We start from the raw sequence: 17,659 nt of genomic DNA on the forward strand, positions 1-17,659 counted from the left end.
CGAGAGTAATGTGATAAATAATATTTAGGGGGAATATCGCTTGGTTCAATTACAAGAAGGTAAAAAGGAAACAAAATTGGAGGTACGTAAAAATAAAACAATTAACGTATTTGTTTTACTACTGTGTGTCCTTTTGATAGCTACTTTACTAACGTATATCGTTCCAGCAGGGGAATTTAACAGAGTTGAACAAAATGGTCGTGAAATTGTAGATGCTCATTCCTTTAAACTAGTGAATCAGTCACCTGTTCAATTTTTGGACTTCTTCAAAGCAATTCACACAGGGATGGTTGAAGCAGCTGATATTATCTTTTTTATTTTTATTATCGGAGGTACATTTGGCGTACTGACAGCTACAGGTACAATTGAAACTTTAATGATGGTTATGTCAAGAAAGCTTGCTAATAAAGAAAAATTGTTAATCCCTATTATGATGCTGTTTTTTGCATTGGGAGGATCACTTATGGGAATGGCCGAAGAAACACTTGCCTACATTCCTATCCTCATTCCTCTTGCTGTTTCCCTAGGCTTCGACGTACTTACTGGTACCGCCATTGTATTGGTAGGAGCTTCAATTGGTTTTACAACTGCAATTATGAACCCATTTACGGTAGGAATCGCTCAAGGCATTGCTGGTCTCCCACTTTTTTCTGGTATCACTTACCGTATTTTATTATTTATTATCTTGTATATTGTGGGAGTTAGTTTTGTATATAGACATGCGATGAGAGTCAAAAACAACTCTTTAGTCGGCTATTTCGGAGATTATAGGGATAGGAACGTTCAAAATGTCTCAAGCTCTCAGGTTGCTATGAATAAAAAACAGAAGTGGATTCTATGCTGCTTTTTCTTAAATTTCGTTTTTTTAGTAGTTGGAGTAATTAAGTTTCACTGGTATATTAATGAAATTGCTGCTCTCTTTATTTTGCTAGCGATTGTTATTGGTGTTATAGGAAGACTTTCCGCTGATGAAATTGTTAACTCTTTTATGAAAGGATCAGCAGGACTGATTGCGGGTGCCTTAGTAATTGGCATATCAAGAGCTACTTTGGTGGTATTGGAAGAAGGACATACAATTGATACAATCCTACACTACACTTCTAATATTCTTCAACATGTTCCCCCTATATTTAGTGCTGGAGGCATGTTTATTCTGCAATCTCTTATTCATTTTATTGTTCCTTCTGGAAGTGGACAAGCTGCCTTAACAATACCCCTTATGGCTCCACTGGCAGATCTAATTGGTGTGACTCGGCAGACGGCTGTTCTTTCATTTTCAATGGCTGATGGAATTGGAAACATTATTTTTCCTACTTCAGGGTACTTTATGGCTGCCATTTCTCTGGCTAGAATTCCATGGGTACGTTGGGTAAAATGGATTTGGCCATTAATTTTAATACAATATGGAATTGGAATTATAGCTGTAATTATTGCTCATCTGATCAAATATGGTCCCTTTTAATAATTAACTCGTATCTCTTATATAAGGGGTTACAGTCTTAGTATGATTTAAAGAAAAGGAGGTTCCAATTGGACACCTTTAGAATTCATCTATTTTGTTTTAGTAGCCTTGGAAAGAAGTTGGGTGCTGATTATAAAACTTAACTTTAAAATAACTATAGTTTGAAACAAAGGAAAAGCCCAATTCCTATAAATTCAAGGAGGAATTGGGCTCTTTCGTTTCTTTATTAAAGTACCTTTAATGGAATAATTGAACATAAATTTTTAATGATAAAATCACTTTTCTCTACTTTCACTCTAGCACCTATTCGTTGATAATTAATCCCTCTTTTCAAAAGCTAACCAAGTTCCTAAACCAATTAGAGTAAATCCACTAACCCTTTTCTGCCATTGCATTACAGTTTTATTTTTTGCTAGAACATTTCTAATTGAATCTGCAATAATTGAATAGCAAACGTCAATGATTAGACCAAGTAATCCAAAAATAACTCCTAGAAATATGAATTGGAAAAAAGTATTTCCTTGGTCGGGACTAATAAATTGTGGGAGAAAAGTAAGAAAAAACAAAGCAACTTTCGGATTAAAAACATCAGTTATAGCTCCTTGCCAAAAAGCTTTCCACATACCCCCTTGATTTTTTTGAATATTAATGTTTATTCCCTCTTTATCTCGAATAGTTTGTATTCCCAAGTAAATTAGATACGCGGCACCAATATATTTTACGATTTGAAAAGCAAGTGCAGAAGTCATCAAGATAGCCGATAAGCCGAATGCGGCGAGGAGAATGTGGAAAAGAATCCCTACTTGCATTCCAAATGCTGTGGCAATTCCGACCTTTCTTCCCCCAGCAATACTACGACTCACTACAAATGCTACATCTGGTCCTGGAATAAGTGATATTACCAATGTAGCGAATAAAAAAGCTGTAAAATTAGTAAAATCTAAATTAATAAAATCAAACATAAATATACCTCCGAAGTAAATAGATATTATTACTATAAAATAATTATGGAATGCTTACAACACTCATCATTACATTAGCCCGCCCTTTCAAGTAAAGAAAACATTATAATTAAGTATTTGAGTGAATTTATTTTAGTTTTACATATAATAAATCATCCAATGTAAATTTCAGTGATATAGAAACTTTTGTCTTCTTTTCCTCTGTTCACAAAAAGAGATGCCCTTATATTTTAAAGGGACACCTTAGTTTTAGAAAACGTGTATAAATAATTATAAATTATGAATTTTACCGTGCATAATCATTAGAGTTTTAGAAATCTATTTCTCCATTCCTCCGATAATTCATCAACGCTCAGTATCTTTTCGATGGATTCTTTATCTTTGTGTCGGTGAAAAAGAATTTTTGTAGCAAAAGCCACTGATATTCTTCTAGGATGCTTATCGATAACGTTTATCTCTGAATCGTTTTTAATAGCTCCTTCCTCCAATACTCGAAAAAAGTAACCTGTTAGAGAGGTTTCAAAAACTTTCTTTAGAAGTTGTTTTTCCTCATTATATTTCGATATTGTATCACAAGGTACCCTTCCTTGCGTCACTTGCACGATTGTATCTCCGATTTGATATATATCGCCTATACAAACTTGTTTTTCAGTCATGCCCGTTGCTGTAATATTTTCTCCGAAGGCCGGTAAGACCATTTTTTTTTGAAAGATTCTTTCCCAATAAGAGTAATGTTCAAATGGATATAAACATACCGCCCTATCAACACCACCATGCTTTTCTTTATTTCCGACATCGTCTCCCACAAAGCCTACCTTTTTTAACTCTGCAATCTTGGTAGAAGACTTTCCTATTCCAGATAGCTTATTTTCGTGGTTCCAGTTATATTCCCTTGGGGATCCAATAGCTAAATTAATAATTCTAGGCAGCAACTTGTAATGACCTCACCTTCAGTGTTTACTTGTACTCTAGCCTGTAGCTTGTCTGCTTTCTTTGGCTAGTGGGAGATATTCATTTAAGTAATATTCATCGTTAGGTATTACCTTCTAGCTATCATTTCTATTTCAATTTGTGCCCCTAGAGGGAGAGAGGCTACACCTATAGTTGTACGAGCAGGATATGGAGCAGAAAACTGTGTTGCATAAACTTCGTTCATTGCTGCAAAATCATTCATATTGGTTAAAAAAACATTTACCTTTTCCACATTATCAGGGGTTAGACCTGATGCCTCCAGCACTTTAAAAAGATTTTTAAAACATTGTTTTGTTTGTTCTACAATATTACCATCTGAGAGCTTCTGAGTCTGTGGTTCAATAGGAGTTTGTCCGGATAAAAATAGTAAATCTCCTGCTTCAACTGCATGAGAGTAGGGACCAACAGCAACAGCTCCATTAGCATTAACACATTTTCTTGTCATATAAAATGCCTCCTTTAGATATTTGTTTTACCAGAGACAGTGTAAAAATTCATAATAGCATTAAACATCTTTTTCTTCAGCCTTGTCTAAAATCCTAAAATTCTGATATCTTTTAATAACTTCCTTGTCTTTTTTATCCATTAAAAGAAGTAACTTTAATGAGGACATCCAATTAATGCATCTTCATTAAAGTCCTTTTTATGTTGTTATTCTATAGTTAGTTATTGAACACTTCGATTACGTTAACGGGTGAATTTATAACTCCTCTTTTCTCTTTTTCGAAGTTCCTCTGTCATGAATTGTGCTTCATTAGCTTTAAACGATCAATCAACGCTAGTATTTTCGACAATAGATATCAATAAATCCTCTTCGCGAATATTTAGTTTCGCATTTAAATTGTTAAATACACTCTTGTAGAAAGCTACTTTTGCTTCTTCAGGTCTTTTCTTACTAATTACTTGTATAACAATTACATCATCAGTCCTCATAAGCCTTAGAACGGTGTCTTCCAAAACCCTTTCGTAAGGTTCATAATTACTAACAATTTAATAACGGTCATTTTCTGGTACACGAAATGCTTTCACTACATTTTGATGCATATTATGTCTAAGAATTTCTTTATTTCTTCTTGTTTTTTCTTTTTGAAAATATCAACTCTTATTAATGGCATATATATATCCTTATTAATCACTCTTCTTCTAAAAGTGCTAAAGGACTAAAAGATTCATAATGAATTTGTTCTTTCGATACTCCCCATTTGATTAATGTGTTTAGAATAGATTCCATAAATAGAACAGATCCACAGAGGTAAAATACAGATTCTTTTGAAGGAACAATGACTTTTAACAATTCTAAATCGATAATTCCCTCTTTATCAAAATCATCACCAAGTCGATCCTCTTCGCTAGGCGAACTATAGCAGGTGAAGGATGTGACATTTTCGTTATTATTATCTAATTGAGCCACATGTTCTTTAAAAGCGTGTGTTTTTCCATTGATGGCTGCATGAATAAAGGTAACCTGACGCGTTGGCTGCTTTTCTACGATGGTATTGAGCATACTGAGCAAAGGTGTAATACCTATTCCTCCACTAATGAGTACAACAGGTTGCTCACTATGCTCAAGCACGAAATCTCCAGCTGGAGCTGAGAACTTAAGCGTGCCTCCTATTTGAACTTGTTGATGTAAATAGTTTGAGACAATCCCTGCTGGGACACCATCACGTGCATCTTCTCGTTTTACGCTGATTCGATAATAATTTTTTCCAGGTGCTTCAGAAAGACTATAATGACGAATATGTGTGTATTTCTCTCCAGGAATGGCTGCTGCTAATGTAAGGTATTGTCCTGCTTTATAAGAGGGAATTGCTTTCTTATTTTTAGGTTTCAAATAAAAAGACGTCACGTTATCACTTTCTTCTACCTTTTTATCAATATAAAAGCTTCGGTATCCTTCCCAACCTCCAGGTTGGCTCTCTGTCTCTTTGTAGAGATCGTCTTCTAGCTCAATGAAAGCATTGGCAATATACCCGTATGCTTTTCCCCAGGCCTCAATAATGTCATCTGAAGCTGCATCTCCTAAAACATCCTTTACTGCTTGAAGTAAAGTTTCACCAACAACCGGATATTGTTCAGCTTTTACACCTATCGCGCGGTGTTTTTGTGAAATCCTTTCAATGACGGGTTTAATGGCTTCTAAGTTTGTAATGTGTTCCCCTGCAGCATACACGGCATAGCCTAATGCTTCCTGCTGAATTCCTCTTTTTTGATTCGTTTGATTAAACATATTATACAAATTTGGTGCCTTTTCAAATAATAACTCATAAAACCTTTTCCCTATTTGCTTACTATGCTCTTTCAAAACAGGTACTGTTGATTGAACGATTTCTATTGTTTTAGAATCAAGCATGTTACACCATCCACCTTTTAAGAAGTTTGTAATATATATTGGCACTGAATACTTTATTTAATGCACCTGAATTTATCCAATTCTATACTGCTCTTGTAAGTCTATAAGTAATACCCACATTGGATCTTCATTTTAAAACTTCGTTCATTTTTTAATCTATACGGTCTTTAAACAGCATAAGATAGAACTAACCCTATTTAAACCACCAAACAATCCGTAGAACTTCTAATCTACGGGTTTCCTTTGTAAATAAAATTTTATTTACAAAGGAATGTCCATTTATAATTTACCGTTTAAAAACTGAGCCTCACCTAGTCCAAAGCTCCAATCTGCATCACCGTTGGTAACAATAGAAACCATAATATCATTCGGCTCTATTCCACAACTTTCTCCAAGCTCTTGAACCAAAAGTTTATATAAGTTCTTCTTTTGTTCATCGCTTCTTTGCTTACTAGTTACGCTTATTACTACTAGGTTTTTACTTCTCTCAAAACCTAATCCAGTATCTTCTATAATTAATTCATGAGCAGGATGTTGGTGAACAATTTGATAACGATCCCTTTCAGGAACACCAAAAGCTTTAACCATGGCTCGGTGAGAAGCGTCCAATAAATTTCTTAACGATTTATCGTCTCGTCCTTCTATTACATCGAATCTAATTAATGGCATATTAAATAACCTCCAAAGTTAATATTTAGTTGCGTTAAGTTAAATGGCACTTAGAATTAACTTATTTTCATCGTAAAACATGACCAATTTCTTTAATCTTTTCATTCGTTAAATGATCATCTAACGTTTTTAAATTGCTTAGCATTTAGTTTAAGTTTGCTCTTGAAATTAAAACGTCAATTGAATTGAATCACGTACTAAAAATCAAGCACAATTCACATTATCCAATTCTAAGTTCTAGTGCAAAAAAAGTGGGACAATTCCACGTTTAAACTTGTTAATACGTTAAATACCGTTATTTTTCAAGAAATTTAACATTAATTCCCCGATTTCATTTGCATGTGTTTCTAGGGCAAAGTGGCCACTGTCTAATAAGTGAATTTCCGCATCTGGTAAATCCTTTTTGAAAGCTTCGGCCCCTTCTGGAATAAAGGAAACATCATTTTTACCCCAAACTGCTAATAAGGGTGGCTGATGATTACGGAGATATTGTTGAAATTCAGGATACATCTTTACATTGGTTTGATAATCAAATATTAAATCTAACTGTTTTTCATCATTTTCCGGTCGTTTCATATAGGTAATGTCAAGCGTATAACCATCTGGGGAAACTGTATTTTCCTGCGTCCCGTCGATATACTGATGCTTAATGGTTTCTGATGCAAAAGCCGTTCGATAACTTTGTCTTTTTTCCGGCGTGGGATTTTCCCAGTATTCTTCTCTAGTCGCCCATTTTGATCCCAAACCTTCTCGATAAATGTTTCCGTTTTGGCTAATAATTGCTGTTACACGCTCTGGGTTATGCATGGCTAAACGGAAACCAATCGGAGCACCATAATCAAAAACATATAGAGCATACTTATCAAGTTCTAATGTATTAGCAAAAGCTTCGATTACCTCCGTAATATGATCAAATGTATAGTCAAATTCTTTTCGATCAGGCGAAGTTGTATTTCCAAAGCCAGGATAATCCGGGGCAATTACATAATAATCTTTTTCTAGAACCGGAATAAGATCTCGGAACATGTGGCTTGCAGATGGAAAACCATGTAGCAATAAGATGGTTGGTTTATCTGGATTCCCTGCCTTTCGATAAAATATATTCAGACCTTTCGCTTCTAAAGTATGATACGTTACCATACACACTCTCCTATCCTAATTATTAAACGTTCAAGTGACTAAACTCTCTTCTAAACAACTATTATCAATGAAGGCTTTATTTTCAGCTAAAGTTACTGACTGCTTTCTTCAGAGATTTCTTAATCAATACCTATACTTTATAATAGAATTTCCTAGCATGTATAATTCGATACTAAGATGGGGGGTATCTCTAAAAGCGATACCTCCTTAAGTTAGGAGGCAATATAAATATTCAATTGCTTCGTGTCTTTTTGTTTAAAAAGCATCATATCAAGGCTTTTTCTTTAAAAACTAATACAATAGCTTTTATTTATTCAACCTGTAGTGATTAAAATGACTCAAACAACGGTAGATGAACAAAGCAATGCTTTAAATTGTTCTTTCTCTTTCTACTACTTCCTTCTCAACTACGTGCCTTCAATACTTATTAGACACATAAAAGTTAATTTTCGTCATTCTGTATATTTTCTTTAGACTTTTCTGTAATTACAATCGTAACTGGCTTGTTATCAAATCGAATCCCTGATAATAAAAAGAGAGCCCCAATTAATACAACAATTGCAGCCCCAATTAAAGCCGAGTTGTAATTATGACTAGCAGATGCAAGGTGGCCGGCAAGCAAGGGGCCTATCATTTGACCAGCAGCATAAATAGCTGTAAGGTAACCGATGATACGGCTACTATTCTTGGGATTAATTCGGCTTGCTAATGTTGTAGCAAGCGTTGTAATACCCATAAATGTTGCTCCAAATAATAGTGCACTGACAATTAAACCTATTTTAGTCATGAGTAATACTGGAACTACAATACCAAACGCTTGTAATAGCATGGCGACAATTAAGCACTTAACAAACCCTAATTTCTTGGCAAGTGAAGACCAGATGATGCAAGATGGAATAGCAGCTAAACCTACTATCATCCAAATAAAAGTTGCATCGCCATTAAAATTTGGTATTTGTCCTGCAATAGATATGATAAAGGTACCCGTTACAATATACCCGAGACCTTCTAGCCCGTAGGCTATAATCAACCAAGGAATCCATTTTGTTGGAGGTCCATGAGTAGGTATCTCCTTCTTCTCATTCTGGGTAGAACTAGACGTCTCATCTTTTAACCAAATCCATACTAGAAAAGTGAATACAATGCTTATAATAGAGAGTCCAACCCAGGTTCCTTCCCATTTAAAATAATGATTTAAACTAGGAATAATGATTCCAGTAAGAAAAATCCCGACTCCAACTCCTCCATAGAAAATCCCAGACCAATTTGTTTTTTCCTTTTCAGCAAGTTTGTCTAATACAATACTTGAAGCTAAAACAAGTACAAATGCACTAGAAAAACCAGATACGAAGCGAAAAACATACCACGCTGAATACATTTGAAATAACCCCATACCTGCAGTGGTAACTACACTAAGAATTAGACTTAATCTCAAAAATGCTTTTCTACGCTGCTTTAAAGGAAGGATACCTACTAAAACTGCCCCAACTAGATATCCTGCGTAGTTGCTTGTAGCAAGATAACCGGCAACTTTATTTGAAAATAACATGTCATTTTGCATAAGAGGCAGAATAGGCGTATAGGAAAACCGTGCGATCCCCATTGCAATAACTAACGATAATATTCCACCTACTAAGATTTTAATCAAGTTCTCATCTCCTTTAAAAACGTTACTATTTCAGCATATCTCTATTTGGGTATATAATAAAATACTTAAAATAGATAACAGATATCTTTAAAACAGATATCAAAATTCATGGAAGCTTGTATTTTCTCTTAGGCTTCTCACTGAATCTGCTAGCGCGTTCATGACTTTCTAAATCTATAGATCTTTCTTCACTACCATATTTACACATATGTAAAAGCCCTTTGCTTAATAAGAGCAAAAGGCTTTTTATTAAATGAAATATGATAACTTCAATTACTATGGTCGGGTTTATTGTATATACGTAAACACTTTTTAATTATGAACAACGTTGTAGTTGTTTAAAAATCTTTATCTATATAACGAGGATGCAAGCCCCTTCTCTAGGATATTATAGGGGACTAACGCTCTCCTCTTGAAACATTTCTACAAATTTAATAAGAGGTGTAGAGAAAGTGACGTCAGTACGATAAATAAAAAGCGTATCGACAAGCGAAAATTTTTCTGGAATAGGATAATGAGTAACATTTTCTAGATAGCTGTATCTTTGTACAATAGACAGAGGTAGTAGAGTAACTCCGAGTCCAGCTGCTATACATCCCATAAGGGCATCCAAGGAGCCAAACTCCATGACTTTAGAAGGTATTACCCCTTCTTCATGTAACCAATGCTTTAACTTCTCACGATAAAAACAACCTTTGTGTAAAACTAACAGTGTCAAATCATCAACTTTACGAGATTTTAAAGATTGAGAAAGTAATGAATTCCCTACCAATACTAATTCTTCACTGAAAACTTTCTTTGTAATAAGGTCAGGATGAGATAGAGGTCCAGAGACAAATGCACCGTCTAATTTATAATTTAAAACTGCTTCAATATGCTGACTTGTAGGCCCCGTTTTTAAGTTTAAATCTACTTGCGGATAAACAGAGTGATATCTAGAAAGAAACCTAGGCAAATGAACGGCAGCTGTTGTCTCCATTGATCCGATACTTAATGAACCTTGAGGTTCTTCTTGATCCCTCATTACTTCTGTTGTTTCATCTAAAAGACGAAAGATTTTATCAGCATAAGTTATTAATAATTCTCCTTTTGCTGTTAGTGTAACTCCTTTATTATGTCGATAGAACAAGACCGTTTGTAAGCTATTTTCTAACTGTTGCATTCGAGTCGTAATATTAGATTGTGCATAATTTAGCTCCTTTGCAGCCTTTGAGATACTGCCATACTCGGCAACTGATTTAAAAATACGCAAGGATTGAATATCCATGTTTCTTCACACCTAATTTCTCTTTGCCATCTGTCAAAACGATGGCAAATATCTTTTTTTTGAATTATACCATATGGAGAAAAACATATATGATAAATTTGGAGCATCTTTTATGAGTCTCACATGTGCTCTTAATAAAAATGAATTAACTACCAGACCACATCATTTATTTAAGTCTTAATACAACTCGTGTAGTCTACTTCATAATCCGGGGGAGAAAAATGAATTTAGATAATCGTGTTTGTGAAATTTTAGATATTAAAGTACCCATTATACAGGCTGGTATGGCGGGAGATAAAATTACAACAGTAGATCTCATTGTAAACGTATGCGAAGCAGGTGGGCTTGGGACATTAGGCGCTGCTTATATGCATCCAGAGGATATCAGACAAGCTGTAAGGGAGATTCGAAAATATACCAAAAGGCCCTTTGCCGTTAATCTTTTTGCTACCGAAATGGCAGATAATATAGGTGGGTTAGAAGAGGTACAGCAGGTATTAGACACGATGCGAGGCATTTTATCTATTAAGCGTGTTGAACAAGAAGTCAAAACTAAAAGTTTATTTAAAGAGCAATTTAAGGTATTGGTAGAAGAACAAGTACCTATAGTAAGCACAGCTTTTGGTGTTCTTCCGCCCTATGCGATGAAAATAGCAAAAGAAAATGACCTAAAAGTTATGACAATGGTTACAACAGTCAAAGAAGCTCTAACTGCACAAGAACAGGGTACGGATGTGATTATAGCTCAAGGAAGTGAAGCAGGTGGTCATCGGGGAACATTTGATATAAATGAGCATCCTTATGGAGCGAATATTGGGCTCTTTTCACTTGTACCTCAAATAGTGGATCAAGTGGATATTCCTGTCGTTGCCACTGGTGGAATTATGGATGGAAGAGGATTAATCGCGGCTTTGGCTTTGGGTGCGAGTGGTGTACAAATGGGAACGGCCTTTTTAGCTACACAAGAATCTGGAGCACATCCTTGTTATAAAGAGGCCCTTCACGAAAGCAATGAAGAAAGCACGGTTCTCACTAAACACTTTTCCGGTCGTCCTGCACGAGGAATAGCCAATACTTTTATTAAGGAATTCGAAAACTCTAAGATTCAACCGTTATGTTTTCCTACACAAAATACCATTACGGGAGATATTCGAAGAGCTGCAGCAAAACTAGGTGATAAAGAGTTTATGTCTTTATGGTGTGGCCAAAGTACGAGGCTATTGGAAAGAGATCGAACAGCAGCTGATTTAGTAAAAGCTACTATGCAACAAGCCGAAAATATTCTAAAAACACTCAATTATAGTTAAATTAATAAATGAGCCTCTTTCTATAGTGATTATCGTTTGAACCTATAGAACTGGGCTTTTCCTATTTAATCATTTACTCTAAGTGTATAATAAATGATGTGAAAAAATATTTGAATTGTAAGGTGAACAACATGAGAATTGGTTTTTTTGACTCTGGTATTGGAGGAATATCGGTATTAAATGAAGCAATAAAACATTTTCCAAAAGAAGATTTTTTATATTATGCTGATACACACAATGTCCCATATGGAACCAAGACAAAAGAAGAAGTAAATAGGCATGTCCAAACCGCAGTAGAAGATATTCTTAAACAAGAGGTTAAAGCACTTGTTATTGCCTGTAATACAGCTACTAGCATCTCTATTAACGAATTAAGGTCTACTTACGATATTCCAATCATCGGAATGGAGCCTGCTGCAAAACCTGCTATTGAGCTAAGTAGTCCAATGGATAAAAGAGTGCTTGTTTTTGCTACAGACTTAACATTAAAAGAATTGAAATATAGAAAATTAATTACTAGGATCGATAAGGGTTCAATTGTTGACGCATTACCTCTCCCAGAATTAGTTGAATTCTGTGAACAGCTAAATTTTAATTGGAATGAATTAAGTACGTATTTTAGTTCAAAGCTAGAAAGATTTGATTTAAATGAATATGGTACGGTTGTACTAGGTTGCACTCATTTCCCTTATTACAAGCCTATATTAGAAGATTTGTTGCCCTCTCACATTCAACTTATTGATGGAAGTAAGGGTACCATAGAAAGACTTTCAAGTCTTCTAGAAGAAAAGAATTTATTAAGTAATAATGGGACCAATGATATTTCGTTTCAATGTTCTAATCAGGATGAGAACTATATAATAAAGATGAAGAATGCATTAGAAATACTTCAGAACACATTAAATAAACCAGAAAATAACTAAAGTGTTCTATATCCGAACTAAAGAAAAAGCTTTCAAGGATGAGAGCTTTTTCTTTTTTATGGATTTCTCTTTACACTTTATACCACTATTTAATCTTTCTCTTTAACATATAGTTTCGGACTGCAACGCGACTCCATATGCATCTGTCACTTATTCAACAACTGTCTTTTATTAAAGGGCAATTTATTTTCTAGATTAAGGTGCTGATAGGATTATGAGAAGGTTACTATGACAAATCTTTCTTTAAGAGTTCAACACATCTCGTAATAGGTATGAAAAACTGTATGTGAAGGACACCTATCTTGGCTAAAAACCTTACTCTAAGAAAGATTATTTGTTGTGATTAGTTCCTATGGAAGTAGTTATATAACCTATTGGTGTATATTAGGTACATACCTAAATAAAAAAGACTTTATAGTTTCTGACTATCTCTCTAGTCTAGTTATTTCTCTCCACCCAATCATTAATATAGTGAATCATCTTGTTAACAGATGGGGTTGCTACATGTTTTTTTGTATTCATTAGGATTCCAAGCTGCCTAGAAACAATAGTCTCTAAAGGCTTAATTACTATACCTTCAGGACATCTACTTAATAACAAGTTTGGAAGTAAGCTTATTCCTAAATTATTCTTTACCATTGAAATGATTGTTTCATCACCTCTGACTTGATATGCGATTTTAGGTAATATCTGCTCCTTTTTAAATACATTATGTACTTCAAAATGTGAATCTGAATACGGTAGAATAAATTCTGCAGATTCTATTGCTTCTAGGGTTATTAAGTTTAATTTAGCTAATTTATGATGCGGACTCATAATGACAAGAATGGGATCTTGAACTAAAGGTTGAAATTCCCACTTATCATTATGGGATGTACCAATCCCAAAATCTATTTGATCTTCTTCTAGCCAGTGATTTAATTCAGATGCGTTTCCTTCATATACTTGAATCTCTATAAAAGGATGTAAATTTTTGAATTCAGTTAATATTTTTGGAATCCAGTTTGTAGCTATGCTTGTGTAAGCCCCTATACGAATTTTCCCTGTTTCTAATCCATTAATTTGATTAACTGTTTCTGATAACTTTTCATAACCTCTTTGAATTTCTCGCATGGCATGCAGCACTGCTAGACCATTTTTCGTAGGCTTAACACCATTTTTTTGCCTTATCAATAATGGAAAACCACATTCTTCTTCCAAGCTACTAATCATCTGACTAATGTTTGGTTGTGTGTAGTTCAACATTTCTGCTGCTTTTGTTAAACTCCCGACTTCGACTACTTTAATATAAGCACTATATTTTTTTAGACTCATTTAACCCTTCCTTATGACATAATATTTTCTTATATCTACTATCATTTATATTTAGTTTACTTATATATCCTCAGAAAATAAAATAGAAACCGAGATCATTTCATATTAAAATTGATATTTAATTGACAGACAATAAGGAGAGAAAATAGTGGCTTATATTTTACAGTTTTTTTTGGGTGGAACCATCATGGTATGTGCTTCGCTTTTAAGTAAGTCGAGATATTTATTTTTATCAGGTATTATCACATTACTACCCATCATGACATTAGTTAATATTCAATTACAAATGAGAAATATGAACATTACAGATTTTAGAGTGACTCAAAAAAATGCTATTTTTGGCTCTTTTGGTGCAGTTATATTAATTAGTCTTATTTTTATACTGACAAATTGGTTTAAGCCTTTATATGCTGTAATAAGTGCATTTATTATTTATACTTTTTACATGGTTGGATGTAAGTATTTTTTCTCTTAATAAAGCTCAAATAGGTATAAAACATTAGTTTTAATAATTTAGCCATTCTGCTTGGGTTATTAGTTTCCTATAGTTCACATTAAATAATCTTACTTATAATAAATAGCGCTGAATAAAAAAGAATCCTTTGCAAATCTACAAAGGATTTTCAAATTTATTGGAATAGGGGGGAATACGTTATTAGTCTAGCCAGATTTGTAGAGTCATATACATATAATTTTAAAAATAAATATTGTTATGGAATCTACTTAGAAAAAAGCAACCTTTCTCTTCACCATGTTCCATGATTCATCAAGTAAATACTAAAATATTTTATATACCATTAAATTTTTATTATTTATACTTATTGACGACAAATAGCGTGATTTTCCTCGTTAAATGTATGCATAAATGGTTGTTTTCTTTGATGAGATAGCTAACGTGTTCATAACATTTTCAATGGTAATGATTTTACTAGGACTATCGTTCATATAACACACTCCATTTCTTTATGTTATCTAATAATCTATTATATTATATTAACACAAAGTTACATATTAAAAATTTTTATGTTAGATATGTAAAAGGTATAACTAACTTATAAAAAGTTAAATTACATCAATTACTCTTAGTGACGACAAATTATTGGTTTTTCTACAAGGTATGTAATAGGTAACGCTATTTTTAATAAAATACGTTATCAATTACTTCTATTAATAACATTAAATTAAATTTACTTAAAAATTTATATCCCTTTTAATCTCGTATTATTTTTTATGAGATTATACAATTTATATATAGAAAGAATAATGCAAACAATTTGTCGTCACCTAAAGTAAATGGTGAAATATTAGTAATATCTAACATACTTTAATATTTACTCAACAAATAATATCACTTAAATAAAGTTATTTTATAAAAGGATATTTAATCGAAATATTTATTTTTAAAGCTATATGTATATGAATCTACAAATTTGGACAGACTAATAACATATTCCCCCTTTTCCAATAAATTTGAAAATCCTTTGCCTGATGGGCAAGGGATTATTTTTTAAGAAAATTTACTTTTATTAGTTGTTAAGCTAAATAAAAGGGAACTACATATATTAATAACACACAAAGGAGATATGCATTGGAGACAAATTATGGGTACTATACTGGATCTCTATTCGTGAGGGAATTAGAACGTTTAAAAGAAGAATATACTCAATTTGATCTCGACAATATGAAAGTAATGATGAAGGAAGACATTTTACTTCTAGAAAAAGCAATGGATATGTTGTGTAGGAATAAAGTGTAGTAAATTAAACAGACTACCTAAGACGCCGTGAGGTATCTACCACTAAAAACATATTCGTATCCCCAACAGAACACCCTAATGTACAGCAGGGTGTTCTGTTTTATAAATGTATATAGCTACACTATACCTCTCTAGTTACCATAAACACTTTTCTTAGAAACAAAATTTTTGTCGTTATCTATTTTTTTAATATCTCAAAGACAGATTAATAAGTATTTACACCTACACAGCTTACTTAAACTAACATCCTAATAACTATATTTAATGTTTTTATATTCTATTTGTGTAATTATATAACAAATTGAATTATACTAATTTGTAGTAAGTAGATGATAAGGAGTGTTTTAAACTATGGGAGTAACTGAAATTGTTGAAGGTAAAGAATATTTACTAAGAAAAGTACATCTAGAACTTGCTTTAACTTATCAATCACATTCTAACTATGATTATGTTAAATTATCAGGTGATTCAAAGTCTGGAACACCTGTTGTTTTTGAACAACATCCCGACAGACCAGGTGAATACTACATTAGAATGACAAGCAGTAACTGGTCAGATTATTACTACTTAACCCGTGACAGCAAAGGATGGGTATATTTAGATAAAAAATCAAATGCTTCACGTTTTTGCTTTTTCCTAGATGCTTGGGGAAGAATCAAATTCTGGCATTATAGTGGAAACGAGGACAAACTAAATTTTAAACTTCACACTCGCGGTGATACAAAATGGTTAAGTACAGACGGGTATAAAAGATATTTAAGAGATGATGAGCCAAACACTCGTACAGGTGAAAGAGCAGAAATTAACAGAGATTTATTTGAGGTAGTAAACGCTTAATGACTAAAACAAGAAAAAACTCCACTATATGTGGAGTTTTTTTGTTTTTCAAGGTGAACATTAGGGACACATGCAAAAAAGGAATGATTTTATCGTCACTGAGTATAAAGAAACTTAGTATTTAATTCATAAAATATAGAACTTAAATAAAAGGATTTCTCTTCTGGTTTTTCTGTTTATATAATTAAATTGTTAACAATTTAATTATATGGTTATATATTCTATTTATGTAATTTTATTAAATTTTGAGTTATAATATTGTTTTAAGAAAACTACTGGTAAGGGGTGCTCAAAACATATGAACGTAAGAAAGGACTACAGAAATCTTGAAGGTCATGAGTTTTTTATGAAAAAAGAGCTTACAGGACCTGCGTTAACGTTCGGAGGAACATATGATCAAGATGGGCAAGACTATGTTATGCTAACAAATGATCCAAATTCTGGAACTCCTGTCGTTTTTGAGAAAGTTCCCAATGAAAGAAATGTTTATTACATCAAAATGACAAATTCTACTCTGAAACATAGGAACTACTTTTCTATTGCACCTAGAGGCTTAGTTTGTCTAAATGAGAAGGGAAAAGCTGCAGTTTTTTACGTTGAATATTTAGGTGGTCGTGGATATATCAATATTTGGGACTATCGTTTAGGAGACAGCTCGACAATTGTTGATTTTGTAAAGGACTCAGACAAAGAAATACAGTGGTTATATCATCAGTATAAGGCAGCCAGAAAGATTGACCAACAGGCTATCGTTAGCAGAAGGCCTCGTCCTGACAGAGAGTTGAAGCCTCGGACAAGAGAATTCCGTACTGTAAAACCCTATTCAGGAATAACAGTTCGGAGTACTATTAGATTAATAGAGGTTGAATAACTAAGAAATAAAAAACTCCCAAGCATGGGACTGACCCCTGTTTTTGAGACAGGGATCAAAACACCTTTTAAACGACCAGTTGCCGATATTGTACAGGTGAATGGTTGTTTAGTTTTGTTTGAATACGGGCATTGTTATAATAAGTAATATAGTTTTTGACGGTTTGCTCTACGATGGT

18 protein-coding genes are annotated in these 17,659 nt (G+C 33.5%); 7 read left to right on the forward strand and 11 right to left on the reverse strand.

Annotated elements, in window-relative coordinates; all coding sequences use genetic code 11:
- Positions 1–40: 40 nt before the first annotated feature.
- Positions 41–1,462 carry a YfcC family protein gene (locus ACH0CI_RS25460; protein ID WP_406902415.1) on the forward strand — a complete coding sequence of 474 codons (1,422 nt, stop codon included), beginning with the start codon at positions 41–43 and terminating at the stop codon, positions 1,460–1,462.
- Positions 1,463–1,779: 317 nt separating this feature from the next.
- Here the strand turns inward: ACH0CI_RS25460 and ACH0CI_RS25465 are convergent, their stop codons facing one another.
- The 9 genes from ACH0CI_RS25465 to ACH0CI_RS25505 all read right to left on the reverse strand — a co-directional run bounded on the left by ACH0CI_RS25465 (position 1,780) and on the right by ACH0CI_RS25505 (position 10,473).
- Entirely contained in the window at positions 1,780–2,424 is a 645-nt protein-coding gene (locus tag ACH0CI_RS25465) for a LysE family translocator (protein WP_406902416.1), read from the reverse strand.
- Between the two features lie 302 nt (positions 2,425–2,726).
- On the reverse strand, positions 2,727–3,356 hold the full coding sequence (locus ACH0CI_RS25470; RefSeq protein ID WP_406902417.1) for an MOSC domain-containing protein: 630 nt from the start codon (positions 3,354–3,356) through the stop codon (positions 2,727–2,729).
- 107 nt (positions 3,357–3,463) lie between these two features.
- Positions 3,464–3,841, reverse strand: a complete 378-nt coding sequence (locus tag ACH0CI_RS25475; protein WP_406902418.1) for a RidA family protein — start codon at positions 3,839–3,841, stop codon at positions 3,464–3,466.
- A gap of 323 nt (positions 3,842–4,164) precedes the next feature.
- On the reverse strand, positions 4,165–4,386 hold the full coding sequence (locus ACH0CI_RS25480; RefSeq protein ID WP_406902429.1) for a tautomerase family protein: 222 nt from the start codon (positions 4,384–4,386) through the stop codon (positions 4,165–4,167).
- 142 nt (positions 4,387–4,528) lie between these two features.
- Complete coding sequence (gene hmpA / locus ACH0CI_RS25485; protein WP_406902419.1) at positions 4,529–5,749, reverse strand: NO-inducible flavohemoprotein; 1,221 nt, start codon at positions 5,747–5,749, stop codon at positions 4,529–4,531.
- 279 nt (positions 5,750–6,028) lie between these two features.
- Positions 6,029–6,418 carry a tautomerase family protein gene (locus ACH0CI_RS25490; RefSeq protein WP_394549173.1) on the reverse strand — a complete coding sequence of 130 codons (390 nt, stop codon included), beginning with the start codon at positions 6,416–6,418 and terminating at the stop codon, positions 6,029–6,031.
- A gap of 285 nt (positions 6,419–6,703) precedes the next feature.
- On the reverse strand, positions 6,704–7,558 hold the full coding sequence (locus ACH0CI_RS25495) for an alpha/beta fold hydrolase (RefSeq protein WP_406902420.1): 855 nt from the start codon (positions 7,556–7,558) through the stop codon (positions 6,704–6,706).
- A 442-nt stretch (positions 7,559–8,000) separates the two neighbouring features.
- Positions 8,001–9,206, reverse strand: a complete 1,206-nt coding sequence (locus ACH0CI_RS25500; protein ID WP_377585847.1) for a YbfB/YjiJ family MFS transporter — start codon at positions 9,204–9,206, stop codon at positions 8,001–8,003.
- A 388-nt stretch (positions 9,207–9,594) separates the two neighbouring features.
- A complete protein-coding gene (locus ACH0CI_RS25505) occupies positions 9,595–10,473 on the reverse strand; it encodes a LysR family transcriptional regulator (RefSeq protein WP_406902421.1) in 879 nt (292 codons plus the stop codon).
- 221 nt (positions 10,474–10,694) lie between these two features.
- Here ACH0CI_RS25505 and ACH0CI_RS25510 point away from each other — a divergent pair, with 221 nt between their 5' ends.
- Entirely contained in the window at positions 10,695–11,780 is a 1,086-nt protein-coding gene (locus ACH0CI_RS25510; protein WP_406902422.1) for an NAD(P)H-dependent flavin oxidoreductase, read from the forward strand.
- 131 nt (positions 11,781–11,911) lie between these two features.
- Positions 11,912–12,703, forward strand: coding sequence for a glutamate racemase (gene murI / locus ACH0CI_RS25515; RefSeq protein ID WP_406902423.1), 792 nt, complete (start codon positions 11,912–11,914; stop codon positions 12,701–12,703).
- A 438-nt stretch (positions 12,704–13,141) separates the two neighbouring features.
- Here the strand turns inward: murI and ACH0CI_RS25520 are convergent, their stop codons facing one another.
- Positions 13,142–14,017, reverse strand: coding sequence for a LysR family transcriptional regulator (locus ACH0CI_RS25520; protein ID WP_406902424.1), 876 nt, complete (start codon positions 14,015–14,017; stop codon positions 13,142–13,144).
- Positions 14,018–14,165: 148 nt separating this feature from the next.
- Between ACH0CI_RS25520 and ACH0CI_RS25525 the strand changes: the two genes are divergently transcribed.
- The 4 genes from ACH0CI_RS25525 to ACH0CI_RS25540 all read left to right on the forward strand — a co-directional run bounded on the left by ACH0CI_RS25525 (position 14,166) and on the right by ACH0CI_RS25540 (position 17,481).
- Complete coding sequence (locus ACH0CI_RS25525) at positions 14,166–14,492, forward strand: GlpM family protein (protein ID WP_406902425.1); 327 nt, start codon at positions 14,166–14,168, stop codon at positions 14,490–14,492.
- 1,113 nt (positions 14,493–15,605) lie between these two features.
- Entirely contained in the window at positions 15,606–15,773 is a 168-nt protein-coding gene (locus tag ACH0CI_RS25530; protein WP_406902426.1) for a hypothetical protein, read from the forward strand.
- A gap of 351 nt (positions 15,774–16,124) precedes the next feature.
- Positions 16,125–16,610 (forward strand): hypothetical protein, encoded by a 486-nt coding sequence (locus ACH0CI_RS25535; RefSeq protein ID WP_406902427.1) that lies wholly within the window; start codon positions 16,125–16,127, stop codon positions 16,608–16,610.
- Between the two features lie 298 nt (positions 16,611–16,908).
- Positions 16,909–17,481: a hypothetical protein gene (locus ACH0CI_RS25540; protein ID WP_406902428.1), complete on the forward strand. Its 573-nt coding sequence runs from the start codon at positions 16,909–16,911 to the stop codon at positions 17,479–17,481.
- Positions 17,482–17,548: 67 nt separating this feature from the next.
- On the opposite strand, the gene ACH0CI_RS25545 is transcribed toward ACH0CI_RS25540, so the two are convergent.
- A partial coding sequence (locus ACH0CI_RS25545) for an IS3 family transposase (RefSeq protein ID WP_406902430.1) occupies positions 17,549–17,659 on the reverse strand: 111 nt, incomplete at its 5' end.

Origin of the sequence: Priestia sp. 179-F W1.4 NHS, from assembly GCF_045369295.1 — a bacterium.
Classification (GTDB): domain Bacteria; phylum Bacillota; class Bacilli; order Bacillales; family Bacillaceae_H; genus Priestia; species Priestia zanthoxyli.

Coding starts and splice junctions, on each gene's coding strand:
- ACH0CI_RS25465 (WP_406902416.1), bottom strand. CDS start 2,424: ATGTTTGATTTTATTAATTTAGATTTTACTAATTTTACAGCTTTTTTA.
- ACH0CI_RS25475 (WP_406902418.1), bottom strand. CDS start 3,841: ATGACAAGAAAATGTGTTAATGCTAATGGAGCTGTTGCTGTTGGTCCC.
- hmpA (WP_406902419.1), bottom strand. CDS start 5,749: ATGCTTGATTCTAAAACAATAGAAATCGTTCAATCAACAGTACCTGTT.
- ACH0CI_RS25490 (WP_394549173.1), bottom strand. CDS start 6,418: ATGCCATTAATTAGATTCGATGTAATAGAAGGACGAGACGATAAATCG.
- ACH0CI_RS25495 (WP_406902420.1), bottom strand. CDS start 7,558: ATGGTAACGTATCATACTTTAGAAGCGAAAGGTCTGAATATATTTTAT.
- ACH0CI_RS25505 (WP_406902421.1), bottom strand. CDS start 10,473: ATGGATATTCAATCCTTGCGTATTTTTAAATCAGTTGCCGAGTATGGC.
- ACH0CI_RS25510 (WP_406902422.1), top strand. CDS start 10,695: ATGAATTTAGATAATCGTGTTTGTGAAATTTTAGATATTAAAGTACCC.
- murI (WP_406902423.1), top strand. CDS start 11,912: ATGAGAATTGGTTTTTTTGACTCTGGTATTGGAGGAATATCGGTATTA.
- ACH0CI_RS25520 (WP_406902424.1), bottom strand. CDS start 14,017: ATGAGTCTAAAAAAATATAGTGCTTATATTAAAGTAGTCGAAGTCGGG.
- ACH0CI_RS25535 (WP_406902427.1), top strand. CDS start 16,125: ATGGGAGTAACTGAAATTGTTGAAGGTAAAGAATATTTACTAAGAAAA.
- ACH0CI_RS25540 (WP_406902428.1), top strand. CDS start 16,909: ATGAACGTAAGAAAGGACTACAGAAATCTTGAAGGTCATGAGTTTTTT.